General features: G+C 66.6%; 23 protein-coding genes. 13 read left to right on the top strand and 10 right to left on the bottom strand.

Translation table 11 applies throughout. The features are described from left to right. Positions 1 to 72: 72 nt before the first annotated feature. The 3 genes from NJQ44_RS17725 (at position 73) to NJQ44_RS17715 (ending at position 1,430) form a co-directional block, all read left to right on the top strand. Entirely contained in the window at positions 73 to 495 is a 423-nt protein-coding gene (locus NJQ44_RS17725; RefSeq protein WP_254274545.1) for a TFIIB-type zinc ribbon-containing protein, read from the top strand. A gap of 53 nt (positions 496 to 548) precedes the next feature. After that, a complete protein-coding gene (locus NJQ44_RS17720; RefSeq protein ID WP_254274544.1) occupies positions 549 to 719 on the top strand; it encodes a hypothetical protein in 171 nt (56 codons plus the stop codon). A 141-nt stretch (positions 720 to 860) separates the two neighbouring features. Next, positions 861 to 1,430 carry a cyclodeaminase/cyclohydrolase family protein gene (locus NJQ44_RS17715; protein ID WP_254274543.1) on the top strand — a complete coding sequence of 190 codons (570 nt, stop codon included), beginning with the start codon at positions 861 to 863 and terminating at the stop codon, positions 1,428 to 1,430. Position 1,431: 1 nt separating this feature from the next. Here the strand turns inward: NJQ44_RS17715 and NJQ44_RS17710 are convergent, their stop codons facing one another. Further along, complete coding sequence (locus NJQ44_RS17710; RefSeq protein ID WP_254274542.1) at positions 1,432 to 1,656, bottom strand: hypothetical protein; 225 nt, start codon at positions 1,654 to 1,656, stop codon at positions 1,432 to 1,434. Between the two features lie 35 nt (positions 1,657 to 1,691). Beyond that, the gene (gene folP / locus NJQ44_RS17705; RefSeq protein ID WP_254274541.1) at positions 1,692 to 4,079 is read right to left on the bottom strand and encodes a dihydropteroate synthase; all 2,388 of its coding nucleotides are present in this window, start codon (positions 4,077 to 4,079) and stop codon (positions 1,692 to 1,694) included. A gap of 97 nt (positions 4,080 to 4,176) precedes the next feature. Here folP and NJQ44_RS17700 point away from each other — a divergent pair, with 97 nt between their 5' ends. Together NJQ44_RS17700 and NJQ44_RS17695 are read left to right on the top strand one after the other, a co-directional pair. After that, complete coding sequence (locus NJQ44_RS17700) at positions 4,177 to 5,376, top strand: alanyl-tRNA editing protein (protein WP_254274540.1); 1,200 nt, start codon at positions 4,177 to 4,179, stop codon at positions 5,374 to 5,376. Positions 5,377 to 5,509: 133 nt separating this feature from the next. Further along, entirely contained in the window at positions 5,510 to 7,237 is a 1,728-nt protein-coding gene (locus NJQ44_RS17695) for a formate--tetrahydrofolate ligase (RefSeq protein WP_254274539.1), read from the top strand. A gap of 66 nt (positions 7,238 to 7,303) precedes the next feature. Here NJQ44_RS17695 and NJQ44_RS17690 read toward each other — a convergent pair whose 3' ends face one another. Together NJQ44_RS17690 and NJQ44_RS17685 are read right to left on the bottom strand one after the other, a co-directional pair. After that, positions 7,304 to 7,684 (bottom strand): Rid family detoxifying hydrolase, encoded by a 381-nt coding sequence (locus NJQ44_RS17690; protein WP_254274678.1) that lies wholly within the window; start codon positions 7,682 to 7,684, stop codon positions 7,304 to 7,306. A gap of 94 nt (positions 7,685 to 7,778) precedes the next feature. Further along, a complete protein-coding gene (locus NJQ44_RS17685) occupies positions 7,779 to 8,195 on the bottom strand; it encodes an EamA family transporter (RefSeq protein ID WP_254274538.1) in 417 nt (138 codons plus the stop codon). A 161-nt stretch (positions 8,196 to 8,356) separates the two neighbouring features. On the opposite strand from NJQ44_RS17685, the gene NJQ44_RS17680 reads away from it, so the two are divergent. Next, entirely contained in the window at positions 8,357 to 9,595 is a 1,239-nt protein-coding gene (locus tag NJQ44_RS17680) for an NAD-binding protein (RefSeq protein ID WP_254274537.1), read from the top strand. A 44-nt stretch (positions 9,596 to 9,639) separates the two neighbouring features. Further along, positions 9,640 to 11,496, top strand: coding sequence for a BCCT family transporter (locus NJQ44_RS17675; RefSeq protein ID WP_254274536.1), 1,857 nt, complete (start codon positions 9,640 to 9,642; stop codon positions 11,494 to 11,496). A 6-nt stretch (positions 11,497 to 11,502) separates the two neighbouring features. On the opposite strand, the gene NJQ44_RS17670 is transcribed toward NJQ44_RS17675, so the two are convergent. Together NJQ44_RS17670 and NJQ44_RS17665 are read right to left on the bottom strand one after the other, a co-directional pair. Beyond that, positions 11,503 to 12,075: an anthranilate synthase component II gene (locus NJQ44_RS17670; protein WP_254274535.1), complete on the bottom strand. Its 573-nt coding sequence runs from the start codon at positions 12,073 to 12,075 to the stop codon at positions 11,503 to 11,505. Further along, positions 12,072 to 13,577, bottom strand: a complete 1,506-nt coding sequence (locus tag NJQ44_RS17665; RefSeq protein WP_254274534.1) for an anthranilate synthase component I family protein — start codon at positions 13,575 to 13,577, stop codon at positions 12,072 to 12,074. Before NJQ44_RS17665 ends, NJQ44_RS17670 begins: the two co-directional genes overlap by 4 nt. A 299-nt stretch (positions 13,578 to 13,876) precedes the next feature. Between NJQ44_RS17665 and NJQ44_RS17660 the strand changes: the two genes are divergently transcribed. Beyond that, on the top strand, positions 13,877 to 14,770 hold the full coding sequence (locus NJQ44_RS17660) for a bifunctional methylenetetrahydrofolate dehydrogenase/methenyltetrahydrofolate cyclohydrolase (RefSeq protein WP_254274533.1): 894 nt from the start codon (positions 13,877 to 13,879) through the stop codon (positions 14,768 to 14,770). On the opposite strand, the gene NJQ44_RS17655 is transcribed toward NJQ44_RS17660, so the two are convergent. Beyond that, the gene (locus tag NJQ44_RS17655) at positions 14,767 to 14,967 is read right to left on the bottom strand and encodes a hypothetical protein (RefSeq protein WP_254274532.1); all 201 of its coding nucleotides are present in this window, start codon (positions 14,965 to 14,967) and stop codon (positions 14,767 to 14,769) included. The two genes, NJQ44_RS17660 and NJQ44_RS17655, sit on opposite strands and share 4 nt — an antisense overlap. 95 nt (positions 14,968 to 15,062) lie before the next feature. On the opposite strand from NJQ44_RS17655, the gene epsC reads away from it, so the two are divergent. The 5 genes from epsC (at position 15,063) to NJQ44_RS17630 (ending at position 22,097) form a co-directional block, all read left to right on the top strand. Beyond that, positions 15,063 to 15,926, top strand: coding sequence for a serine O-acetyltransferase EpsC (gene epsC, locus NJQ44_RS17650; RefSeq protein WP_254274531.1), 864 nt, complete (start codon positions 15,063 to 15,065; stop codon positions 15,924 to 15,926). Positions 15,927 to 16,633: 707 nt separating this feature from the next. Further along, on the top strand, positions 16,634 to 18,124 hold the full coding sequence (locus NJQ44_RS17645; protein ID WP_254274530.1) for an NADH-ubiquinone oxidoreductase-F iron-sulfur binding region domain-containing protein: 1,491 nt from the start codon (positions 16,634 to 16,636) through the stop codon (positions 18,122 to 18,124). A 1-nt stretch (position 18,125) separates the two neighbouring features. Next, on the top strand, positions 18,126 to 19,094 hold the full coding sequence (locus tag NJQ44_RS17640) for a 2Fe-2S iron-sulfur cluster-binding protein (RefSeq protein ID WP_254274529.1): 969 nt from the start codon (positions 18,126 to 18,128) through the stop codon (positions 19,092 to 19,094). 29 nt (positions 19,095 to 19,123) lie between these two features. Next, complete coding sequence (gene fdhF, locus NJQ44_RS17635) at positions 19,124 to 21,358, top strand: formate dehydrogenase subunit alpha (RefSeq protein WP_254274677.1); 2,235 nt, start codon at positions 19,124 to 19,126, stop codon at positions 21,356 to 21,358. A 1-nt stretch (position 21,359) separates the two neighbouring features. Continuing rightward, on the top strand, positions 21,360 to 22,097 hold the full coding sequence (locus tag NJQ44_RS17630) for a helical membrane plugin domain-containing protein (RefSeq protein ID WP_254274528.1): 738 nt from the start codon (positions 21,360 to 21,362) through the stop codon (positions 22,095 to 22,097). A gap of 88 nt (positions 22,098 to 22,185) precedes the next feature. On the opposite strand, the gene NJQ44_RS17625 is transcribed toward NJQ44_RS17630, so the two are convergent. The 3 genes from NJQ44_RS17625 to NJQ44_RS17615 all read right to left on the bottom strand — a co-directional run bounded on the left by NJQ44_RS17625 (position 22,186) and on the right by NJQ44_RS17615 (position 24,057). Then, positions 22,186 to 22,347 carry a hypothetical protein gene (locus tag NJQ44_RS17625; RefSeq protein ID WP_254274527.1) on the bottom strand — a complete coding sequence of 54 codons (162 nt, stop codon included), beginning with the start codon at positions 22,345 to 22,347 and terminating at the stop codon, positions 22,186 to 22,188. Positions 22,348 to 22,828: 481 nt separating this feature from the next. Then, positions 22,829 to 23,221, bottom strand: coding sequence for a DUF7970 domain-containing protein (locus tag NJQ44_RS17620; protein ID WP_254274526.1), 393 nt, complete (start codon positions 23,219 to 23,221; stop codon positions 22,829 to 22,831). Beyond that, positions 23,218 to 24,057, bottom strand: coding sequence for a ParA family protein (locus NJQ44_RS17615; RefSeq protein WP_254274525.1), 840 nt, complete (start codon positions 24,055 to 24,057; stop codon positions 23,218 to 23,220). The genes NJQ44_RS17620 and NJQ44_RS17615 overlap by 4 nt, the downstream gene beginning before the upstream one ends. Between the last annotated feature and the right edge of the window lie 94 nt (positions 24,058 to 24,151).

The following is a 24,151-nucleotide window of genomic DNA, read 5'->3' as shown; positions in this document are numbered from 1 at the left end:
TATCGCCGAGCGCGTGCGCCTGGCGAACAGACGCGCGAGTATTTTATCCGGGTTCGGCCCGTATCTCGGGTCGTGACCGGGCGATTCGGATTCTTCATCGGGAAGCTCAAGTGGGCGGGCGAGAAGGTTTTAGCGCCGCTCAGGCGAGGCGAGGGACCCAACAAGTTCCGGTTGTCGAGCATGGACACGGCCACGACCACCTACGAGGGGGACACTGGGTGGGCGAAGCGGCCGCCAGCGACGGTGAAATGCCGGCGGTGCGACAGCGAAATCTTCCAGCACAACGCTCGCGACGACATCGACTGCCCGCGCTGTGTCGCCGAGTACGACTCCGAGGAGTTCGGTGACCTCGAACTACTGTACATGACCTGTCCGGTCTGCCGGACGCGGATGGTCCAAGGCCGACGGCATCCGGACCAGTTCGACGTTCCGCAGTGGGCCACCTGCGAGCGGTGTCGGTACCACTGGGAGTTCGACCACTCGTACAACGGCTGAGCCGCTGCGATGCACAGATTCTTTGGTGTGGGCTACAATCGCACGGACGACCGATGGCCGAACTGATTCCGACTGCGCTAGCCGTCCTCGCCACTGCGCTCATCGGGACGGCGCTGGTCGCCATGACGGTGGGTGAGTTACGGGCCGCTGGCTTCTGCTTTCTGTGTGCGAGCCTCGTCATTTACTTCCGGGAGACGCGGTTCGTCGAGCAGTCCGGGTCGTAGCGACGGTGGTCTGAGGGAACCGTTTAACACCGTGCCCCCGGGAGAGACACGCATGAGAGACGCGGAACCAGACCGCCCGACCACAGGTCGCGGCCTGCCCAACGACGCCGAGCGCCGACGAGCGAGCGAGAGTGACCGAGCGTGACCTACGCCGAGCAGTCCGTCGAGCGGTTCCTCTCGGAAGTGGCGTCGTCGCGGGTCGCACCCAGCGCCGGGGCCGCGACGGCCCTCACCGGGGCGCTGGCCGCGGCGCTCTGCGAGATGGTCTGTATCCACACGAGCGACCCGACAACGCGACTCGCCGCCGCTCACGAGGCGTTGGCCGAGGAGCGCCAACGCTTGCTCGCACTCGTCGACGAGGACGGGGCGGCGGTCGACGAGGTGCGGACGGCCTTCGAAGCGTCGAGCGACGCCGACAACGCGCAATCGGCGCTTCGGACGGCAACGGAGGTACCGCTCCGAATCGCCGAGGCGGCCGGTCGCGTGGCCGAGGGCGCGGTCGTCGTCGCCGAGGAAGGGACGCCGAACGCCCGAATCGACGCGGTCGTCGGGGCGTCGCTGGCACGGGCCGCCGTCTCGGCGGCGGCGACCATCGTCCGCGTTAACCTCGATTTCTTCGACGACGAAGCGTTCGTCCGCGACGCACGGAACCGTCTGGAGGCTGCTGAGGCCGACGCCGCCGACGCCGTCGCGGCCGTCACCGGCGGCTAATTCAGTAGAACTCCCACTCGTCGTCGTTGCCGCCGCGCCTGACGCCGTCGGCGTCCTCCTCGTCCTCGCGTTCGTCGGGCCAATCGACGCCGCCCCGCAGGCTCTTGTATGCGAAGGCCCCGAGCGCGACGAGCATGAGCAACAGGACGACCGCACCGGCACCGACGACGACCTGTGAGAACGCCTCGGTGAGACCGCCGATTTGGAGCAGTGCAAGCGAGTCCATACCACACCTTCGGGGGCCGGACGGAAATCGTTGTCTCAGCGGTCGCGGGCCGCCGCGACGGTTCTGACGACCGCGTCATTTTCGGCCACGTCGTGGACCCGGACGGCGTCGGCACCGCGTTCGGCCGCCATCGCCGTCACGGCCAGCGTCGGCGGGAGTCTGTCGTCAGTCGCCTCGGCCGCATCGGCGAACATGGACTTTCGGGAGTGGCCGACCAGCACGCCACAGCCCAGCGCCTCGAACTCGCGGAGGCGGTCGACCAGTTCGAACGACTCGTCGGCGTCCTTCCCGAAGCCACAGCCAGGGTCCACGAGGATTTGCTCGCGGCTGATACCGGCCCGCTGGGCGAGCAACACCTGCTCGGAGAGCTCTCGGAGCACGTCGTCGACAACGTCGTCGTAGATCCGGGTCCGGCCGGGGTCGACGGGGGCCGAGAGGCTGTGCATGAGGACGAGTCCGGCGTCGTGGTCGGCCACGACGAAGCGCATCTCGGGGTCCGAGAGACCGGACACGTCGTTGACGATGTCGGCCCCGGCGTCGAGGGCGGCGTCGGCGACGGCCGCCTTGCGTGTGTCGACCGAAATCGGTACGTCGAGGTCAGCGAGTGCCTCGACGACGGGGACGACGCGGTCGATTTCGTCTTCGACGGAGACCGGGTCGGCCCCCGGACGCGTGCTCTCGCCGCCCACGTCTATCACGTCCGCACCGGCCGCGACCATCTCCTCGGCCCGGTCGAGGGCGGCGTCGAACTCGTCGTACTCGCCGCCGTCGTGGAACGAGTCGGGCGTGACGTTCAGGATGCCCATCACGGCCGTGCCGTCGGTGTCGAGGGGGTCGGGCGGGCCGTCGAGCGTCCGTCGTATCCGGCCCGCGACGTGTGACAGACCGAGGCCGTCCGCCTCGATAGCGTCGGCGAGCGCGGTCAGTTGGGCTTCTGTCCCGCACAGGACAGTCGCGACGAACTTCCCGGGCGCGCCCGTCGTGGACCGGTGGCAGTCGCCGCCGATGGCGTCGAGGCGGGCCGCGACCCGGTCGGCCTGTTCGGGCCGGAGGTAGCCGGTCAGAACGTGCGCGTCCACGTCGTCGCCGCCCGCCTCGGGGAAGGCCGCCCCGTCGAGCGCACGCCGTTCGCTGGGTGCGCGGCCGTGGTCTTTCGGCACCAGCAGGCGGGTCCAGCGGTCACGGGCCTCGCTGACGGCGTACAACGACCCCGTGACGAGCACGAAGTCGTCGGCGTCGGCCCTCGAAAGCGCTCGCTCGGTCGCCTCGGGGACGGAGTCGATTCGCTCGATGTCGTCGGCGTGCCCCTCGAACGCGGCAGCCAGCACCTCTGAATCTTCGGCGCGGTCCAGTCCCGGTTCGGTGACGAACGCCGTCGCGACTGGGGGGAGGTGTTCGACCATCCCCGCGTGGTCCTTATCGGACATCGCGCCGAAGACGACGTGGAGGTTCTCGTAGTCGAAGCGCTCCAGCGTGGTGCCGAGCGTCGCCATCGCGCCGGGATTGTGCGACCCGTCCAGCACCGTCGTCGGGTCGCTGTCGAGTATCTCGAACCGCCCCGGAAGGGTCGCCTGTCGGAGGCCCGCCGCGATGTCGCGGGTGTCCACGTCGGCGACCTGTCGGGCCAGCGTCGCGGCAACACCGGCGTTAGTGGCCTGATGCTGGCCGAGTAACTGGAGATTCGTCTCCAGCGCCCAGTCGGGACCGGTGATTGCGACTTCGCTCTCGACTTCACACCGCATACCCGTCTCGACGGCGACCACGTCGGCGTCGGCCGGGCCGACGGTAACGACATCCGTCTCCGTTCGGATGGCATCCAGCGCGTCCCCGCTCGTTCCGGTCACCAGCGGGCCGTCTGTCGGCGCGACTTGTGCCTTGTCGCGGGCGATTTCCTCGACGGTGTCGCCCAGCAAGTCCGTGTGTTCGAGGCTGACGCTCGTGACGGCGCTTGCCACCGGGTCGACGGCGCTGGTGGCGTCGTAGCGGCCGCCGATGCCCACCTCCAAGACGGCCACGTCGACGTCTTCGCGTCCGAAGTGGTCGATTGCGAGGGCGGTCAGCACCTCGAAGTGGGTGGGCATGTCGTCGTCGGCCGCGAGGCGCTCCAAGCAGGGGTCGATGCGCTCGACGAAGTCGGCCACGCGGGCCTTCGGGACCGAGGTACCGTTGACCTGCACCTGCTCGCGGAAGTCCGTGAGACCGGGCGAGACGAACACGCCCACGTCGAGACCGGCGGCCCGGAGCGCGTGTTCCAGCATCCGCGAGGTACTTCCCTTGCCGTTCGACCCGGCCACCTGCACGCAATCGACGCCAGCCTGCGGGTCGCCGAGGTGCGCGAGCATCCGCGCCGTCGTCTCGGTTCCCAACTTGGGCCGACGCCGCTGTAGGGACTCCAGATAGTCGGCTGCCTCGTGGTACTGCATACCACATATCGACGGCGGCCACCTGATTAAGCTATCGCCGCTCGCCCGGGTTGCGGGCGGCGCGGGGTTTATCGGGGCTCGCCGCCACCCGTCGCACATGACCGAAGAGACTCCGACGAACCGCTCGGCGGCGGAGCCGTACGTGACCGAGTTCGAAGCGACGGTGCGGTCGGTCGACGACCGGGACGTGACGCTGGACGAGACGTACTTCTACGCCGAGGGCGGCGGCCAACCCGCGGACCGCGGGACGCTCGGCGGGTATGAGGTCGTCGACGTGCAGAAGCGCGACGGCGTGACGGTCCACACGCTCGACGACGCACCCGACTTCGCGCCCGGCGACACCGTCGCGGGCGACGTGGACGACGAGCACCGGACCTACAGTATGCGGGCCCACACCGCGAGCCACGTGGTCTACGGGGCTGGCCGGAAACTGTTCGGGGGCCACGGCTACGGCGGGTTCGACATCGGCGAGGAGCGCGTCCGACTCGACTTCGCGACTGAGGCGGACGCCGACGAGGTGGACGCGCTCGATTTCCAGCGCCTCGCCAACGAGGCCGTCTGGGACGACCGCGAGGTCGAGTGGTACGAGATGGACATCGAGACGGCCGAGGCCGACGACGATATCGTGTTCAACCTCGGGGAGGGGGCCAACCCCACGGAGACGGTCCGAATCGTCGAGATAGACGGCTGGGACATCTCGGCCTGCGGCGGCACGCACGTCGCGCGGACGAGCGAGATAGGCCCCATCAAGGTGCTCGACGTGTCGAACCCCGGCGCGGACCTCGTCCGGGTCGAGTACGCCGTCGGCCCGACGGCTATCGAACGACAGGTCGACGAGACGCGGGCGTCGACCCGTGCCGCCGAGACGCTGGACACCAGCGTCGAGGGACTGCCCGAGCGGGCAGAGGCTCTGCTGACGGAGAACAAGGACCTGAAAGCGGAACTGGCCGAACTCCGCAAGGAACTGTTGGACGCCCGTCTCTCGACCCTCGAAGCGGAGACGGTCACCCGCGACGGCGACGAATGGCTCGTCGGCACCGTGGAGAACCTCGGCCCGAACACGGTGTCTGACCACCTCAGGGACCGCGACCCGGACGCGGACGTGGTCGTCCTCACGGGTCGCGACGGGTCGACGTTCGTCGTCGTCGGGACTGACGGCGAGACGGACGCGAACGAGGTCATCGGCGAGGTGACCGACGAGTTCGGGGGTGGCGGCGGCGGCCAACCGACGCTCGCGCAGGGCGGCGGCCTCGGTGCCGCACCCGAGACGGTCGTCGACTACCTTCGCTCGGACTGAATCGCGCACGAACTCTCCTCAGACTGTCACGACGAGCGAGGACGCCAGCCGAGAGCGACGGCAAACTTATCGTATTCGACTGGTGTCAGATTCACGAACCTTCATGGGGCGAGCTTAGGAACGTCTGGGTGAGATGTCCTCACCTGACGAGAGCCAAGAGCCGATTCCAACGGACTACGATATCGCGCAGTCGACGGACATGGAGCCGATTTGGGAACTCGTAGAGCCGTGGGGACTGGGCTTAGACGACCTTCAGTATCACGGAGAGTACACCGCGAAGGTGAAGCACCACGCAATCGACCGACTCCGGGAGCAGGCCGAGGACAAGGAGAACAACCTCGTCCTCGTGACCGGGATGACGCCGACGCCGAAGGGCGAGGGCAAGACGGTGACCACCGTCGGCCTCGGACAGACCCTCAACCACCTCGGCGAGGACGCGATGATAGCCATCCGCGAACCGTCGCTCGGCCCGGTGTTCGGCGTGAAGGGCGGCGCGGCCGGTGGCGGCCGGTCGCAGGTGTTGCCGATGGAGGACATCAATCTCCACTTCACCGGCGACATGCACGCGCTCACGTCGGCGCACAACCTCATCGCCGCGATGTTGGACGCCCGCCTCTCACAGGGCAACGACCTCGACATCAACATCAACGACGTCGAGTGGAAGCGGTCGCTGGACATGAACGACCGCGCGCTCCGACAGACCGTCGTCGGCCTCGGCGGCGAGTCCGGTGGCACCCCCCGCGAGGACGGCTTCAAACTGACCGCCGCCTCCGAACTGATGGCGGTCCTCTGTCTCGCCGAGGACCTCGGCGACCTCAAGGAGCGCGTCGCGCGAATCATCGTCGCCTACGACACCGATGGAGAGCCGATTACCGTCGACGATATCGAGGCGACCGGTCCGGCGACGATGCTCCTTCGCGACGCCCTGAAGCCCAACATCGTCCAGACTATCGAGGGGACGCCAGCGTTCGTCCACGGCGGTCCGTTCGCGAACATCGCACACGGGACCAACTCCCTCATCGCTGACAAGGCGGCCTTCGGCATGGGCGACTACCTCGTCACGGAGGCTGGCTTCGGGTCGGACCTCGGGGCCGAGAAGTTCATGAACATCGTCTGCCGCCTCGGCGACATGACACCCAACGCCGTCGTGCTGGTGTCGTCGGTGCGGGCTTTGCAGTACCACGGCCTCGACCAGTGGCCGGTCGACTTCGACGAGATAGACGAGTCGGGTGTCGACGCCGTCGAGGCTGGCTTCGCGAACCTCGATAAACACGTCCGGAACCTCCAGAAGTTCGGCGTCCCGGTCGTCGTCGCGCTCAACCGCTTCCCCGACGACACCGAAGCAGAAGTGCAGGCGGTGCTGGACCACTGCCGCGAGGACCTCGGCGTGCGAGTCGCCGAGTCCGAAGTGTTCGAGAAGGGCAGCGAGGGTGGCGAGGACCTCGGCGAACACGTCATCGACGCCGTCGCAGAGAGCGACGAGGACGAGTTCCGTCACCTCTACGACGACGAGGCCCCTATCAAGGAGAAGATACAGACCATCGCGACCGAGATTTACGGGGCCGACGGCGTGAAGTTCACCGGCGGTGCGCTCGACGATATCGAGCGCATGGAGAATCTCGGGTTCGGCGACTTCCCGGTGTGTATGTCCAAGACCTTCCACTCCTTCAGCGACGACGCGAGCAAGAAGGGGGCACCCGAGGGTTGGGAACTGGAGATAAGCGAAGTCTATCCGTCGGCCGGTGCCGGGTTCATCGTCGCGCTCACGGCTGACGCCCTGACCATGCCCGGCCTGCCGGCCCGCCCGGCGGCCGCCGACATGGACATCGACGAAGACGGCGACATCACCGGCCTGTTCTGAGGCGAACCGAAATCGCTGTTTTTTGTGGCGTTCGACCGGTAGCGACCGTAGACGCCCGCTCCGGTGTTACTCGACGGTGGCGATAGCCTCTATCTCGACGGCGGCGCCCTTCGGGACGGCACCGGCACCGACGGCGCTACGGGCCGGTGGGGCCTCGTCGAAGAACTCGCTGTACGCCTCGTTGAACGCGTCGAAGTCGTCGATGTCGTCGAGGAACACCGTCGTCTTCAGCACATCGTCGAGCGATTGGCCTTCGGATTCGAGGATGGCCTCGACGTTGCGCATGCACTGGCGCGTCTGTTCGGCGACGGACTCGTCGTCGAGTAGTTCGCCGTCGGCGGTCAGGGGCAACTGTCCCGCCGTGATGAGGATGCTCCCGTTCGTCGTCGCCTGACTGTACGCTCCCACGGCCGCTGGTGCGTCGTCGGTGCTGATGGTGCGCTTCACGTCCGGGCGTTCGACGGGTCCCGACATAAATCCCAGTTGGCAAGTGAGACGCCCCACATCTGATAACCATCCCGACAGGTCATGGAACGGGTTCTTACTGATTGAGGACGACGATTGCGGCTATCGCCAGTCCGATGCCGGCCACCTTCGTCATCGATAGCGGTTCGTCGAAGGCGACGATGCTGATGAGGGCCGCCGTCACGAAGTACATCCCGCCGATGGTCGAGACGACGGTCGTAGAGCCGACAGAAACGCCGATGAACGTCGAGATGACGCCGAGAGCGGCCGCGATGCCGGCGACTCCGGCGAACACGAGGCCTCGGTTCGTGACTGCAAGCGAAGCGTCAGAGACGACGACGACGAGGCCCGTGGCGACGGCGGCGGTGGCGTAGGAGATGAACGCCGCCGTCTCCGGGTCCATGGTGTTCGAGGCCACGTCGCCGAAGATAATCCAGAATCCCCACGCGACCATCGTCCCCAGTCCGAACAGAATAGTGGTCGTATTTACCATGGCTCCTCCGCTCGCACTTGATGGCGATTCGGCGTAACCTGCGTCTCGTTCGTAGTCACTCGAAGCCCAGGCATGACCGGGTCTACGCCGGTTCTCGCCTTGAGTGTCACGACACTACCGGCCGCGAGCTTTTTTATATCCGCTCGGCCAATTCTGTGGTAGTGGTTGACGCACCCGACGAGGCGACGGAACCGGCCCTGGAGGAGGTCTTCTATCCGGCGGACCGGGTTCCGTTCGTCGAGTGGAGCGCGTTCACCGGGGGCAAGTCGACGGTGCTCCTCGTCGGTGCGGTCACCATCCTCTCGTTCCTGACCGGCCTCTCGAACTTGAGTCAGTCGACGCCGACGATGGACGGCCCGCTGGCGGCGTTCCTGTCCTTGCCTCCCGTGGCCGTCCAGTTCGGCGGCGTCCTGTTCGCGTTCGTGCTGGGTATCGTGACCGTCGGCCTTCAGCGGCGCAAGGAAATCGCGTTCCGGGCCGCGCTTGCGCTGTTGCCTGCACTCGCGGTGTTACCGCTGACGACGCTCCAGACGACGGACGTGCCGCTGTTGCTGGCCATTTTGGTCACGTACCCCCTGTTGGTGCGAAACCGGGGCCGCTTCGACCAGTCGGTGGACCTCTCGCCGCTCCAAATCGCCTCGCTGTCGGCCATCGGCGGGGTCGGCCTCTACGGGACCGTCGGGGCCTATGCCCTGCGAAACGAGTTCACGGGCGACCCGTTGACCTGGAGCGACGCGGTGTACTTCGTCATCGTCACCATCGCCACTGTCGGCTACGGCGACTTCACGCCGACAACGGCGCGGGCGCGGTGGTTCGCCCTCTCCATCATCCTGTTCGGGACCGGCGCGTTCACGGTGGCGGTGGGAGCGCTCGTCGGCCCGGTCATCGAATCGCGGATGGCAACGGCATTCGGAATCATGACTGCATCAGAACTCACACTGCTCGAAGACCATGTCGTCGTCCTCGGCTACGGGGACGTGACCGACTCGCTGCTGGAGGAACTGGGCGACGAGACCGACCTCATCGTCGTGACCGACGACGCCGAGGCCGCCTCGGCGCTGGACGACGCGGGGGTGAACGTCCTGACAGGGGACCCGACCGACGAGTCGGTGTTGGTCGACGCCCGCGTCGGGACGGCACGGGGCGTGGTCGTCGGGAGCGACGACGACGCTCGGGACGTTCTCGCCATCCTCGCGGCCAAGTCCGTGGACCCGGATGTGCGGGTGGTCGCCGCCGCCACGGAGGCGAAACATGTCGACAAGTTCCGCTCCGTCGGGGCAGACGAGGTTATCAACCCCCGCAGCATCGGGGGCACGCTGTTGGGCCGTTCGGTCTTGGAGGGAACGCCGCCCGATACTACTCTCGCCGACCTTGACAGGGAAACCGACGGGGACGAGTAGCCCGCACGACACTACTTTACGTACACGCTACCGTACCACACAGTATGGCGGCCTCCGAAGCGGGCGGTCTCGACGCGCTAGTCGCGAAGCTACTGGTCCCGGTGGCCGCCGCGTCGGGGGCCATCGTCTTCGTCGGCTTCTTCTTCCGAGACTTCGTCGGCGAGGCGGTGACGGGGCAGGGCTGGGTCGCCATCTCGCTGGTCTTCTTCGGGTCTGGGTTGGGCTACCTCGCCGTCCTCCCCTACGGCGGCGACGAGGACGAGGGGAGCGGAGACTACCTCCTGCGGGTCCGGCACACGAGACTGACGACGACGCTCCGGGCGTTCGCACGCAGTCAGGACCCGCTCTCGATGGGCCTCCCGGTGACGGTGTTCGCCGCCTTCTTCCTGTTGCAGGCGGTGTTCCCGACCCGGACCGGCGCCGTGGTCACCGCTGTCTCCGGGACCATCCTTCGAGTTGGTGGCCCGTTGTTCCTCGTTGCGATGCTGCTCGCGGTGTGTTACTGCGCTGTCCTCTTGCTCGGTCCGTGGGGGGACATCAAACTCGGCGGCCCCGAGACGGAACCGACCTACACGTACCCGACGTACTTCACGCTCGTCTTCACTGCGGGCATCGCCGCGGGGCTGGTGTTCTGGGGACCCGCCGAGGCGCTGTTTCACTACGGGACGCCGCCGCCGTACTTCGGGGCCGAACCCCGTTCGGCCGCGGCCGCCAGCGACGCGCTCGTCTACTCGCTGTTTCATTGGGGTATCTCGGCCTGGAGCGCCTACGCCGTCATCGGCGTCCCAATCGCGTACTTCGTCTACCGACGCGGCGCGCCGCTCCGGGTGTCGACGCTGCTGACCCCGTTTCTTGGCGTCGACGGGCTGGATTCGGTTTGGGGACGCCTCGTGGATACGCTCGCCGTCTTCGCCACCATCGGCGGCATCGCCACCTCCGTCGCGCTGGTCAGCCAGCAGTTCCTCGCGGGCGTCGCGTTCAAGTGGGACGTGACTGTCGGGACCGCCGGACCGCTGGTGTTCGTCGGCGGCCTGACGCTCATCTTCGTCCTCTCCAGCGCGACGGGCATCCACCGGGGCATCCGTCGCATCGCTGGCCTGAACATCGTCTTGTTCGGCCTGTTCGCGCTCCTGTTGGTCGCGCTCGGGCCGCGCTCGTACGCCGTCGACCGGGGCGCGGCGGCGCTGGGCCGGTACGTCGTTCACTTCGTCCCGCTGAGCCTACACACCGGCGGTGAGTGGGTGGCCTCGTGGACCGTGTGGAACTGGTCGTGGTGGTTCTCGTGGGCACCGTTCGCAGGCCTGTTCGTCGCCGCGCTCTCGCGGGGCCGCCGGGTTCGAACGGTCGTGTTCACCACCGTCGTCGCCACGTCGGCGGCGACTGTCGTGTGGTTCCTCTTGCTTGGGGGGACCGCGCTGTTCGTCCAGCAGTCCGGGCAGGCCGACGTGCTTGCGGCCATCGCCGCCCCCGGTGGCTCGGAGGCCGTCGCGGGGTTCCCGCTGTTCGCCGCGCTTCCGCTCAGCGAGTTGCTGGTCTTCCTCTTTCTGGCGCTCATCGTCGTGTTCATGACCACCTCGGCCGACACCTCGACGCTCGTCGTCGCCATCCTCGCGACCCGACGGGGGCTGGCACCCTCCACGGGGAGCATCGTCTTCTGGGGAATCGTTCAGGGCGGCGTCGCCGTCGCGGTCCTGCTGGTCGGCGGCGCGGAGACCTTACAGGCGCTCGCGGTCCTCACGGGCGGCCCGTTCGCGATTATTTCTCTCGTGGGTATCGCCGGGCTGACGCGCTCGTGGTACCGGAACGAGCGGGGTCACACCTCAGTAATCGCCCGCGTCGTCGACCGCTTGCCGACCATACAGGCGCATCACGACGTGGACCCGCCCGAGAAGGACGACTGAAAGGGATTACGCGCTGGCGGCGGTCCGACAGAAGTTCTCGACGATGCGCATCCCGGCGTCGGTGAGGATGCTCTCGGGGTGGAACTGGACGCCGAACTGCGGGCGGTCCTCGTGGCGGACCCCCATGACCACGCCCGCCTCGTCGTTAGTGTGGGCCGTCTCGACGAGTTCGTCGGGCAGGTCCGCGCGCTCGACGGCCAGCGAGTGGTAGCGGCCGACCTCGAAAGGGTCGTCGACGCCCTCGTACAGCGGTGTCCCCTCGTGACGGACCTCGGATGGCTTCCCGTGCACCACGTCGGGTGCGTGGCCCACCGGCGACCCGTAGGCCGCACAGAGTGCCTGATGGCCGAGACAGACGCCGAGTGTGGGGTAGTCCGTCTCGGCGAACACGTCGATAGAGACGCCCGCGTCGGCAGGCGTCCCCGGTCCCGGGGAGACGACGATGCCGTCCGGGTCCATCTCGCGGATGCCCGCCACGTCGATGGCGTCGTTTCGGCGGACTTCCACGTCTTCGATGGTCCCCACGTACTGGACGAGGTTGTACGCGAACGAGTCGTAGTTGTCGATAATGAGTATCATCGGACGCCCTCCGTGGAGTCGGCACGCTCGACGGCGAACGAGCCCTGTTCTCCCAGCGCCTCGTCGACGGCGGTGACGAGGGCGCGGGCTTTATCCAGCGTCTCCTGATACTCGCGCTCCGGCGTCGAGTCGTGGACGACGCCGCCGCCGACCCGCAGTCGGTACTCCCCGTCGTGGTGGACCAGCGTGCGGATAGTCATGTTCAGCGTCGCCCGGTCGTCGAAGCCGAAGACGCCGATGGAACCGGTATACGGGCCGCGGCGGGTCCGTTCCACCTCGTCGATTATCTCCATCGTCCGTGGCTTGGGTGCTCCGGTGATGGTCCCGCCGGGGAAGACGGCGGCGACGGCGTCGGCGATGCTGGCGTCGGCCCGGCGCTGGCCCTCGACCAGCGAGACGAGGTGCATCACCTCGGAGTAGCGGTCGACGCGGCGGTACTCGGCCACGTCGACGGTGCCGTACTCGCTGACCTTCCCGAGGTCGTTGCGTTCGAGGTCGACGAGCATCGCGTGTTCGGCCCGCTCTTTCTCGTCGGTGGTCAGGTCGCGTTCGAGGGCGTCGTCTTCTTCGGGCGTGTCCCCGCGCGGGCGGGTACCAGCGATGGGTTCGGTGAGCAGGCGGTCGCCGTCCACGTCGAGCAGGAGTTCCGGACTGGCGCTGACGAGGTCGACGCCCGGGAACTCCAGCAGCGCGGAGTACGGCGCGGGGTTGACCCGACGGACCGCCGCGAAGGTGTCGACCGGGTGGACCGAGGCTGGCGCGACCAGTCGATGAGAGATGTTCGTCTGGAACGTGTCGCCGTCTCGGACGTACTCCTTGACCCGTCGGACGCGCTCGGCGTAGGCCGCTTCGCCGCACTCGCTCTCGAAGGTGGCCTGTCGGGCCGCCGTCGGCTCCCAGCGGACGCCGCGGTCGCCGTCCACCGCTCGCTCGGCGAGGTCGGTGGCCCGCTCCACCCCTGTCTCGTAGGCCGCTTCGGGGTCCTCCCCGACGACCGGACAGGCGGTGACGCGGAGCGTCACGTCGCCATCGTGTGGTTCCTCCCACGCGGCCACGCAGTCGAAGACGCCGAGTTGGAGGCGCGGTAGTCCGTCAGAGCGCGTCGTGTCGGGGAGGTCCTCCAGTTCCCGCGCCACGTCGTAGGAGAGCCAGCCGAACGCGCCGCAGGGGTAGGGGACCTCGCAGTCGCCGCGGACGAGTTCCTCGCGGTCGAGGAGGGCGTCTATCTCACCGATACTGGGGCCGTGGTCGCCTCGCGCCGTCGCGTCCGGACCGACCCGCACTCGCTCGACGGGGTCGACGGCGAAGTACCCCCACCCGGACTGCCCGCCGGTGGTTTCGAAGTAGACGCCGTCGTCCTCGCGGTTCCGGACCCGGCGATAGGCCTCGAACGGGTCCGAGACGGTGACGCGGACTTCGACGGGGACCCGCGCGTCGGGCGGGGCGGCCCCGGCCGTGTCGGCGAACGATGCTCGCTCAGTGACGACCGCGATGTCGTTCATCTGTTGGTGTGTCCCCCGGGACCGAGAAGTCCCGGTAACTGTCGTGTAAACTCTCGCGTCGATATCGATAAAAACCTTGCGTAGGTTTGCTAAATGGCCCGATACGACGGTGATTGTCGCACGAACAGTCGGAAATCCGGGACGAACACACACCGGCACTTCAATGGGTTTGTTATTCCCTGTCGGCACCTATGACCGGCGGGTGTGTTGGTGGGCACCAGTCCGGTGGTGCGACCAGCGGTGACCCTCGGCACGCGAGCGTCGCGAGCGACCCGTTCGCGCCACCGACCCACCAGACAATGACTCGGATAATCGACGGCAACGCGATAGCGAGCGATATCGAAGCGGACGTACAGGCGTCGGTCGAGACACTGCGTGATGCGGGGGTTCAGCCCGGACTGGCGACGGTCCTGATGAGCGACGACGGGGCCAGCGAGACGTACGTCTCGATGAAACAGCAGGCCTGCGACGACCTTGGCATCGACGGCCGCCACCACGAAATCGACGCGGACGCGCCCGCGGACGACTTGTTCGACCGTATCGACGACCTGAACGCCGACGAGAGCGTCCACGGCATCTTGGTCCAAATGCCCGTCCCGGACCACGTCGAGAAGCGCGCCGTCTTAGAGCGCATCGACCCCGAGAAGGACGTGGACGGGTTCCACCCAGAAAACGTCGGCCGTCTCGTCGCGGGCAACGCCCGCTACAAGCCCTGCACCCCCCATGGCGTCCAGAAGATACTGGCCGCCGAAGGTATCGAGACCGAGGGGAAAGAGGCCGTCGTGGTCGGTCGGTCGGACATCGTCGGCAAGCCGATGGCGAACTTGTTCATCCAGTACGGCGACGGTGGGAACGCCACGACGACGGTGTGTCACTCCCGGACCGACGACCTCGCGGCCAAGACCCGGGAGGCCGACATCCTCGTCGCCGCCGCGGGCGTCCCCGAGATGATCGACGGCGAGATGGTCAAAGAAGGCGCGACGGTCATCGACGTGGGTATCAACCGCGTCGATGCCGACACGGAGAAAGGGTACGAACTGGTCGGCGACGTGGACTTCGAGAGCGCCAAGGCGAAAGCGGGCGCCATTACTCCGGTCCCCGGCGGCGTCGGGCCGCTCACCATCGCGATGTTGCTGTACAACACGGTCAAGGCGGCGAGCCGTCAGTCGGGCGTCGGGGTCGACCTCGCTTAGCGGACTTCGACCTCGCCGCACTCCGGGCAGAGGATTTCGAGGTCGCCGGACGGACCCGCCCGCTGTTCGACGACGTTGTGGCCCACCGCGCACTGTCGATGCAGGAACACGTCGTGGTCGGCGTGGCTGTCGAGGACGATGTCCTCGGACTCGCCAGCGAGGACTAACCCGTGGCAGAAGTAGCACTCGCCGTTCATGACCGAAATGTGGGCACGGATCGACAAATAACTATGCCACGGTGTCACTCGGGGGCGGGCGGCCGAACTAAGACCGCTCGCCTGGTAGTATCAGTATGAAGTACACCTACACGGGCGACGCGCACCGACGGCTGTTCCAGGCCTACGAAGCCGACGAGGAGCCGTTCCCCTCCCAGTCCCCCACGGAATTCCCCCGGCGCGAGCACAGGCGGACGGAGATAGACCTGCTCCAACAGGTGTTCTTCCCGACGTGCTGGAACGCGGTCGACCTCGTTCGTGACGAACTGGCGGTGCTCGAGTGTCTCGACGACCTCGGTGGCCTGTTCTACGCGGGGATGCGCCCGTACGCCGACGGCGACCCGGCCGACACCGTCGCGGCCGTCCTCGACCAGTTGCCCGCCATCCGGACGGCCCTGAAGAAGGACGTGGAAGCCGCCTACAAGGGCGACCCCGCGGCCAAGACCTACATGGAGATCATCCGCTCGTACCCCGGCTTCCTCGCGATTCTGGTCCAGCGGGTCGCGCACGCGCTCTACGAGGCCGACGCGAGCGAGTACGCCCGCGAACTGACCGAGTACGCGAAGACCCAGACCGGCATCGACATCCACCCCGGGGCCGAAATCGGCGACCACTTCTTCGTCGACCACGGCACCGGCGTCGTCATCGGCGAGACGACTTCCGTCGGCGACTGGGTCCGCATCTATCAGGACGTGACTCTCGGGGCGTTGCACTTCGAGGAGGACGAGGGCGACGAACACGCGCTGAAGAAGGGGTACAAGCGCCACCCCGACATCGGTGACCACGTCGTCATCGGGGCCGGGACGAAGGTCCTCGGGGCCATCTCCGTCGGCGACCACGTCAGTATCGGTGCGAACTCGTGGGTCACCGACGACGTACCGGACGACACGCAGGTCTACGTCAGCGAGCACCCGACCCAGGAGCGCAAGCGAAACGGGTGAGCGTTACCGTCGGACGGTGTGGGCCTCAGTCGGCGGGAAACCGCCGGACCCAGTTGCAGGCGGTACAGATGCCGGTCCCGGCCCGGTGTTCCAGTGCGGCACCGCAGGCGGGACACTGCGTCGGTCGTGGTGCGGTCGATACAGACTGATGGCTCGCGGGGCCTGAACGTTCCATCGTGCTGACAACTACTCGCCGGACCATCATAAAACGTCGCGCGGGTTGGTCCGTGTCGTTAAGTGAGGGCGGCCGACGGGGTTCGCCGGTCGGTCCCAGTCGGTCCGTCGGTGGACGGATAAACCGGTTCACATCTCCCGACGAGGGCTTTTGTATCGGTCCCGCGTCTGTCCCAGTGGACCCCCGTGAGCGTCGTAGCCCATACCGCGGGGCCCGTCTGTTATGGTGTCTCCACGGCACCCTTTTGCGTACCGCGACGGCACAGTCACCGAGCAGTGTTCGACAGCGCCGCCGTCGCCGCGAGCGACGACAGCGCCCCCGACTCGTCTCCGCCGACCATCGGGAACGGAACACAACCACTCACTGCGCCGACATGCTGTGGCGGTGGTCGCACAGCCAGGTGGGGAGATTCCGAGTCACCACAGCGAACGGGCGCATCGACGACGACTCGGAACCGCTCGATACCCGCCGAGACGGGGACGACCCGATGATTTAAGCCGCTGACAGACCGCGTTCAAAGACACGATACCAAATGGCATCCATCATCGCAGCGGAGGGACCGACGATACGAATCTCGGGCGCTGGGTCGTCCCCAGACCTCCTGTCGGTGGCCGCTGACGCCGACGTACGGGCCGTCGAGGTCGGGTCGACCGGTGTCCCGGCGCTCGAACCGTTAGTCACGGTGACCGACGGCGACGAGACGGCGTTCCACACGGCGTGTTCGACGGCCGAGATGGACACAATCGTCGCCAGCGTCGCGGCGGGGTCCGACGTTCGAGCGGCCGAACCTGACGCCGTCGCCGAACACGACCCCGACACGGCGCGGTTCCCGGCGGTCGACCTGTCGGGACTCGGCGGTGACAGACGACGAATGCTCGGCGGGGCCGGATGGCGACGCCCCACGAATCCCGCGGACCACGAGGCGGCGGGCGGATTCGGCGACCCCGGCCCGGACGCGGTACTGGCGGCGGGCGAGGCCATCCACGGGCGCGGATGGGGAGATATCTGTCAAGACACGCCACTCACACCTACGTGGGAAACTGTCCGAGATACGGGTGGTGACCCCGCCGTTGTCGTCAACGGCCACGGAAACCCGGCGGACGCCCTGTTACTGGCCAGCGCACCCTACGACGTGCTCGACGGTGCGACGGCCGTCGCCGACTGCGTCGGGGCCGAGGCGGTCATCGTCTACGCGTCGACGGCCGACGAACGGGCTGTCGAGACGGTCCGCGAGGCCGCCGCCGAGCATCCAGAGGGGTCGCCAGCAATCGATGTGGTCGCCGGTCCGGCCGAATACCGGGCCGCAGAGCCGACGATGGCCCTCGAAGCCGTCGAAGGTAATCACCGATTGGAGGCCCGTATCCGCCCGCCGGGGCCGGAGTCGGTCGGTCTGCACGGTCAGCCGACGGTGTTACACACGCCGCGCACGCTGGCACAGCTATCGGCGTCGTTGCGGGACGGCGACGCCGACGCGACCCGCGCAGTGACCGTACAGGGCGACGTCGCCGCGCCAGTGACGGTCGAACTGGCGGCGTCGGCCACGCTGGCGGACGCAGTCGACGCCGTCGCTGTCGACGGCGAGTTCAAAGCGGCCTGTGTCGGCGGCCGATTCGGCGGTCTCACGCGGGACCTCGATGTGAGCATCGCCCCGGAACCGCTCACCGACGCAGACCTCGGAACGGAGGGGACGGTGCAGATTCTCGCCGCCGACCGCTGTGTGCTGGAGTTCGTCGGGAAGCGCGCGCAGTTCGCGGCCGACGAGAACTGCGGTCGCTGTGTCCCCTGCCGGGAGGGGACGACCCAACTCGCGGAACTGCTGCGCGACATCTACGACGGGTCGTACGCCCCAGAGGACATCGAGGAACTGGTCCGAGTGATGGATACATCGAGCATCTGCGCGTTCGGCGTCGAGGCGGGCCGACCGGCCCGAACCGCGCTCGCGGAGTTCGAAGCGGAGTTGCAGGCCCACGCCGACGGGACCTGTCCGACCGATAGCTGTCCGGAGACAGTCGAGGTGACATGATATGAGTTCAGACCACGCACACGAGGACGCGCCGCCGCTGACAGAGGACATCGCACCGGGTACCGCGGCCGACCCCGCGGTCGGCGGGCCGGACCGGGCGACCGTGACCGTCGACGGCGTCGAGGTGACCGTCGCGGCCGGGTCGACGCTGCTCGACGCTGTCGAGGCCGTCGACACAGCCGACTCCGTCCCGGCGCTGTGTAGCTACGACAGACAGGAAATCGGCCCGCGAAGCGAGTGCCGGACCTGTATGGTCGAGACAGAGGCGGACGGCATCGTCCCGGCCTGTAGCCATCCCGCCGAGGACGGGATGGCCGTCAGCACCGACGCGGAGGCGGCCGCCGAGGCCCGGGACGTGAATCTCGATTTGGTGCTGTCGAACCACAACCTCCGGTGTACGACCTGCGGCAAGAACGGTCGGTGTGAACTGCAGGACGCCGCCATCGACGAGGAGGTGGAGGAACCGCGATACGGCGTCCTCGACGACCGCGAGGAGTACGAACCGCTGGACGACACGTCGTCGTTCATTCAGATAGACCGCAACAAGTGCATTCTCTGCAACCGCTGCGTCGATGCCTGCAACGACGTGCAGGTGGAGGGCGTCCTCCGGATGGAGGGGTCCGGACAGGACACTCGTATCGGCTTCCAGAGCGACGCCGAGACGATGGAGGACTCGACCTGTGTCTCGTGCGGACACTGCGCGACGGTGTGCCCGACCGGGTCGCTCGTCGAGAAGGGCATCGAGGACGCGACCACGATTCCACTGCCGGGCTTCACCCAGAAGAACAGTATCGGGAAATCCGTCGAGAGCAGCGGTCGGTCGAAGGGACCGATGACGCCGAAGAAACGCGACGCCGACCGGTGCGAATCCGGCGACCCGAGCGCGAACGGATCGACGCCGAACGCGCCCGCCGCCGAAGACGTAGCCGACGACGGGTGGGCGGGATTCGAGGGAGGTGAGTGGCCGTGAGCGACGAGCTAGACGGCGTCGCTGGCTACATGCAACAGGCCAAGGAACAGGCCTTACAGAACGTCGAACACGTCGCGGAGGGCGTCGCCGCCGACACCCTCTCGGAGGGCAAACTGTTCGAAATCGCCCAGTCCATCGGCGATAAGCGCCTCGAAGAGTTGAACGTCGCCGATACGACCTGCGGGTACTGCGCCGTCGGGTGTCGGTTCGACCTCTACTCGGACGGCGAAGAGATTCTCGCCGCCCGCCCGACCGCCGAGGAAGACGCGCCGGTCAACGGCATCTCCACCTGCGTGAAGGGGAAGTTCGGCTACGATTTCGTCAACTCCGACGACCGCCTCACGTCGCCGCTGGTGCGGGACGAGAACGGGGAGTTCCGCGAGGCGACGTGGGACGAGGCCCTCGCTCGCGTGGCCGAGGGCTTGGGCAGCATCAAGGATGAGTACGGCGGCGAGGCGCTCTCGCTCATCGCCTCCTCGAAGGCGACCAACGAGGAGAACTACCTGATGGGCAAGTTCGCCCGGCAGGTACTCGGCACGAACAGCGTCGACAACTGCAACCGCCTCTGTCACTCTTCGACCGTCGCGGGCCTCGCACAAACGTACGGCTACGGCGCGGCGTCCATCAGTACCGAGGACCTCGAACTCGCCGACTGCATCCTCCTGACGGGGTCCAACACCACGGAGGCCCATCCGGTGCTGGCGACCCGCATCAAGCAGAACGTCCGCGACGGCGGGGACCTCCTCGTCTTCGACCCGCGGGAGATACAGATAGCCGAGTACGCGACCCAGTACAGTCAGGTCAAGCCCGGCTACGACGCCGTCTGGATTAACGGCATCACCCGGTACATCATCGAGAACGACCTCCACGACGAGCAGTTCGTCGCGGAACGCACGACCGGGTTCGAGGACGTGAAGGCGTCCGTGCAGGAGTTCACCCCCGAACGCGTCGAGGAAGTCACCGGCGTCCCGCACGAGGAAATCGCGTCGGCCGCCGAGACAATCGCCGACGCCGACGCCTGCGTCTTCGGGTGGACGCTCGGCCTGACCGAACACTCCCACGGCACGGAGAACGTCATGGCGATGGCGAACCTCGCGGCCATCACCGGCAACCTCGGCAAGCCCGGCGCGGGCGTCTCGCCGTTCCGCGGCCAGAACAACGTCCAGGGCGGGGGCGGCGACATGGGACCGCTCCCGGACAACTTCCCGGGGTATCAGGATATCGCTGACGACGAGATTCGCGCGAAGTTCGAGGAGGCGTGGGACTGTGACATCTCCGGCGAGTACGGCTACTACACCACCCAGATGTTCCTCGCGGCCGACGACGACGACATCCGCGGGATGTACATCATCGGCGAGAACGCCGCGCTCTCCGAACCCGGTGTCAACCACGCCGAGGACGTGCTCGAAGACCTCGAATTCCTCGTCGTGCAAGACTTGTTCGTCAACGAGACGGCCCAGTACGCCGACGTGGTGCTCCCGGCCTGCTCGTTCGTCGAGAAGACGGGCACGTTCACCAACACCGACCGGACCGTCCAGATGGTCAAGCAGGTGATGGAGCCGAAAGGCGATTCCCGACCGGACTGGAAGATTCTGCAGGACCTCGCCAACCGGATGGGGCGTGACTGGAACTACGCCGACACGGCCGAGATAATGGACGAGGTGAACTCGCTGACGCCGTTGTACGGCGGCGTCTCCCACGACCGCGTCGAGGCGAACGGCGGCCTCCAGTGGCCCTGCTGGGACGAGGAGCATCCCGGGACCGAACGGCTCTACGCTGAGGAGTTCAACACCGATAACGGGAAGGCCAACCTCCAAGGTATCGGCTACAGCGAACCCGCCGAGACCCCCGACGACGAGTTCCCCTTCACCCTGACCACCGGACGGGTCCTCTATCAGTACCACACCGGGACGATGACGCACCGCGAGGAGGGTATCATGCAGTACACGCCCAGCGACTTCGTCGAGATTCATCCCGACACTGCGGCGTCGCTCGGCGTCGAGAGCGGTGACCTCGTCACCGTCGAATCCCGACGGGGCGAAGTGGTCGTCCCGGCCCAAGTGACCGACCGCGTCGGCCCCGATAACGTCTTCGTCCCCATCCACTTCGCCGAAAGCGCCGTCAACCGACTCACCGACGAGGAACGCCTCGACCCGTCTGCGGCGACGCCAGAGTTCAAGGTCTCCGCCGTCCGATTGCGGGCGGCCGGACCCGAAGCGGAACCGACCACACCCGCCGCCGAGACGACCACGGGGGACGACTGAGATGGCGAAGCCACAGCAGTCCTACCCGACGACGGCCACCAACGGCGAGCGCGAGGACGCCACCGACCACGAGGGCCGGGCCGCGCTGGAGCAGGCCCTCGCCGAACGCGGCGACGAACTGGCGGCGCTGGTCCAGAGCAGCGACGAACTGGACGACGCGCTCACGACGGCGATTCTCGTCGCCGCCAGCGCCGACGAGGCCGAGGTACAGCACGTCACCGACTCCGCGGCGAATCTCGTCGAAGCCGCTGACGGCCTCTCGACGGCGGAAGCGGCGGCGCTCGCGACCCAACTTGGCGAGGACGCGGACGACCTCTCGGCGTCGCTCGAAACCGTGGTCGACCTCCAGCGCGAGGGCCACGTCGACGACCTCGCCACGGTGGCGACGGCGTTCACCGAATCGCTCTCGTCGGAGGAGGTCGAGGAACTGGCGACGATGTTGGAGGACAACGGGAGCGACCTCGTCGACGCGCTGGACGTGGTGCTGGAACTCCAGCGGGGTGGCGACCTCGCGGCACTCGTCGACACCGCACAGGCGCTCTCGGCGCTCGAACTGGACGACGACGCTGTCGAGGGTATGAATACGGTACTCGGCGCGCTCGGCGAGGCACAGCGGAAGAGCGAGCCGATGGGGTTGTTGGGTGCTGTCTCGGCGTTACGGACCAAGAACGCACGGGCGGGACTCGGCTACCTCGTCGCGTTGCTGAAGGCACAGGGTCGCCGGGTCAGGAATCGGTAGCTCCGTTTGGCCGCAAACTGCGCAGATTTTCGCCGACGGGGTCAAAATAGAGGTCTCGACCGCAAGAACGGAACGAGTAGGACGGAGTCTACTTGTTGTAACTGTCCGGAATCAGCACGACGCCGTGGAAGTCGAAGAGATCTTCGACGACTGCCTCGATGCGGTCGAGGTTCGGCGGCAGCGCTGTTGCGGGGAGGTAGAACTTCATGTCTGTCGTCTCGGTGCGCGTCTCGGTTGTCGATTCGTTCATGCTCATTTCACTCTGACGTTGGGACCCCATCACCAAAGCGACAGAGGGGGATAATTACAGGTGTTTATGTAGACAATATATGCATAAAAAATCGTAATAATTCCTGCACGGCACCGTCCTAATCGACGGGAACGAGAGAAGTCCGTCGATGATCCTGCATAAGGATTGACTGCACCGCCGCGACAGCACGACAGTCAGTACCTCTGCCGCCGAGCGCTGACAAGCGATACGTCGGTCCTCGCTATCGCCATCGTATTGGTAACCACACATCGATCTTTGTATTCGAAATTGGATTTTCATCGCTATAATTGCGGGTTCAACTCACATGTACCTCAAAAGCTCAATTCACTCCGAACCTACCCTTCGATGACTATTTCGTGCGCAGATACTCTCCGTTGGCGCATAGTTATCACGTCGACCGGCAAAAACCGCCATTTCGGAACCGTGGATAGACCGATAGGGCTACAAAACGGACGGCGGCCTACCGGTTCTTCATCCCGTAGCCCCACCGGCGCAACACCGCGGCTGGCGAGGCTCCTTCGGCCCCGGCGACGAGCATCGCTTCCACCACGTCGGTTTTGTAGACGGACTCGTCGAATTCGGCCTCCATCTCGTCGAGCGTCTCTTCGATGAGGTCCTCCGTGGAATCTTGCAGGAACATCGGCTGCTGCGTGCGCGCCTCTTTGACACTGTCGCGGCGGTACTTATACGGCAGTTCCGAGATTTGGGTGTCGGGCCGTCGACGTTCCTCGCTAGCCGTCTCCGTCGGCGTCTGGAGTGCCTCCGACGCGCCATCGCTTGAACGAGCGTTGTTGTCTGCGGCAGTGTCCTCGCTGTCGTCGGCGAAGGGGTCGTCGCCCGTTCCGGATTTCATGCCGTCGCCTCCGCAGTCGTCCGGAGTTCCTTCGCGAGCGTCTGGAGTTTTTCGAGCGTTTCGAGTTCGTACTCGCGCTCTCGGTCCCGGTGCTCTTCGATGTAGGTGAACGCCGAGCACTGTTGTCGCCAGCAGCCTTCGAACAGCGAGCCACGCTGATTCAGTATTACCGGCACGTCGTACCCCTTCGACCGAATCTCTCGGAGCATATCTCGCTGGTCGTTCGTCCCCGAGAAGTTGTTCGGAACGATGGCCAGGACGCCGACGTTGATGCCGAGGTTCTCTTCGAGGCCGGGGACCAGATCTTCGAGGCCGTCGACGCTTTTGAACCCCTTCCCGCTGGGTTCGAAGGGGACCACGAGCGAGCGGGTCGCATGAATCGCGTTGTACAGTTTGACGTCGGCCGTCGCAGGCGGGTCGATGATGAGCGTGTCGTAGCGCTCCTGCACGTCGTTCTCGCGGAGAACGCGCAGTAGTTGGACGTTCCGGTTCCAGTTCTCGCCGAAATCGTTGGCCTCCTCCTCGCGGCGCTGGAGGTGCTTCCCGAGCATCGAGAGACTGTTGTGCGCCGGGATGACGTCGACGCCTTCGCTCGTTTCGATCAGGTCGTCGAACGCTCCGCGCGGACGTTCGACTAGATGTCGGACCAGCGAGTCGGCGGAACTGTCGTCCCGGTCGTCGTCGACGTCCAGCAGGTACGAAAGCGACGCTTCCTGCGGGTCGAGGTCGATGACCAGAACGTCTCGTCCGTCTCGGGCGTCGGCGACGGCGAGGTTCGCCGCCAGTGTCGATTTTCCGACGCCGCCTGCTTCAGAGTACGTCGTGAAGGCCAGCATATCAATCTCGTTGTACCGACGGACTATAAAACTCAGTCAGACGGTCCAGCTATACAGTATAGCTGAACAGTATAGCCAATAAGTACAGCCAGAT

Origin of the sequence: Haloarcula marina, from assembly GCF_024218775.1 — an archaeon.
In the GTDB taxonomy this organism is placed as follows: domain Archaea; phylum Halobacteriota; class Halobacteria; order Halobacteriales; family Haloarculaceae; genus Haloarcula; species Haloarcula marina.
This window is presented reverse-complemented; position numbering and strand designations above follow the sequence as displayed.

Bases quoted from the DNA above. Each gene is read 5' to 3' on its own strand.
- NJQ44_RS17645 (WP_254274530.1), top strand. From the start codon at position 16,634: ATGGCATCCATCATCGCAGCGGAGGGACCGACGATACGAATCTCGGGC.
- NJQ44_RS17630 (WP_254274528.1), top strand. From the start codon at position 21,360: ATGGCGAAGCCACAGCAGTCCTACCCGACGACGGCCACCAACGGCGAG.
- NJQ44_RS17700 (WP_254274540.1), top strand. From the start codon at position 4,177: ATGACCGAAGAGACTCCGACGAACCGCTCGGCGGCGGAGCCGTACGTG.
- NJQ44_RS17695 (WP_254274539.1), top strand. From the start codon at position 5,510: ATGTCCTCACCTGACGAGAGCCAAGAGCCGATTCCAACGGACTACGAT.
- NJQ44_RS17670 (WP_254274535.1), bottom strand. From the start codon at position 12,075: ATGATACTCATTATCGACAACTACGACTCGTTCGCGTACAACCTCGTC.
- NJQ44_RS17625 (WP_254274527.1), bottom strand. From the start codon at position 22,347: ATGAACGAATCGACAACCGAGACGCGCACCGAGACGACAGACATGAAG.
- NJQ44_RS17615 (WP_254274525.1), bottom strand. From the start codon at position 24,057: ATGCTGGCCTTCACGACGTACTCTGAAGCAGGCGGCGTCGGAAAATCG.
- NJQ44_RS17665 (WP_254274534.1), bottom strand. From the start codon at position 13,577: ATGAACGACATCGCGGTCGTCACTGAGCGAGCATCGTTCGCCGACACG.
- NJQ44_RS17675 (WP_254274536.1), top strand. From the start codon at position 9,640: ATGGCGGCCTCCGAAGCGGGCGGTCTCGACGCGCTAGTCGCGAAGCTA.
- epsC (WP_254274531.1), top strand. From the start codon at position 15,063: ATGAAGTACACCTACACGGGCGACGCGCACCGACGGCTGTTCCAGGCC.
- NJQ44_RS17720 (WP_254274544.1), top strand. From the start codon at position 549: ATGGCCGAACTGATTCCGACTGCGCTAGCCGTCCTCGCCACTGCGCTC.
- NJQ44_RS17685 (WP_254274538.1), bottom strand. From the start codon at position 8,195: ATGGTAAATACGACCACTATTCTGTTCGGACTGGGGACGATGGTCGCG.
- NJQ44_RS17660 (WP_254274533.1), top strand. From the start codon at position 13,877: ATGACTCGGATAATCGACGGCAACGCGATAGCGAGCGATATCGAAGCG.
- NJQ44_RS17640 (WP_254274529.1), top strand. From the start codon at position 18,126: ATGAGTTCAGACCACGCACACGAGGACGCGCCGCCGCTGACAGAGGAC.
- folP (WP_254274541.1), bottom strand. From the start codon at position 4,079: ATGCAGTACCACGAGGCAGCCGACTATCTGGAGTCCCTACAGCGGCGT.
- fdhF (WP_254274677.1), top strand. From the start codon at position 19,124: ATGCAACAGGCCAAGGAACAGGCCTTACAGAACGTCGAACACGTCGCG.
- NJQ44_RS17655 (WP_254274532.1), bottom strand. From the start codon at position 14,967: ATGAACGGCGAGTGCTACTTCTGCCACGGGTTAGTCCTCGCTGGCGAG.
- NJQ44_RS17710 (WP_254274542.1), bottom strand. From the start codon at position 1,656: ATGGACTCGCTTGCACTGCTCCAAATCGGCGGTCTCACCGAGGCGTTC.
- NJQ44_RS17620 (WP_254274526.1), bottom strand. From the start codon at position 23,221: ATGAAATCCGGAACGGGCGACGACCCCTTCGCCGACGACAGCGAGGAC.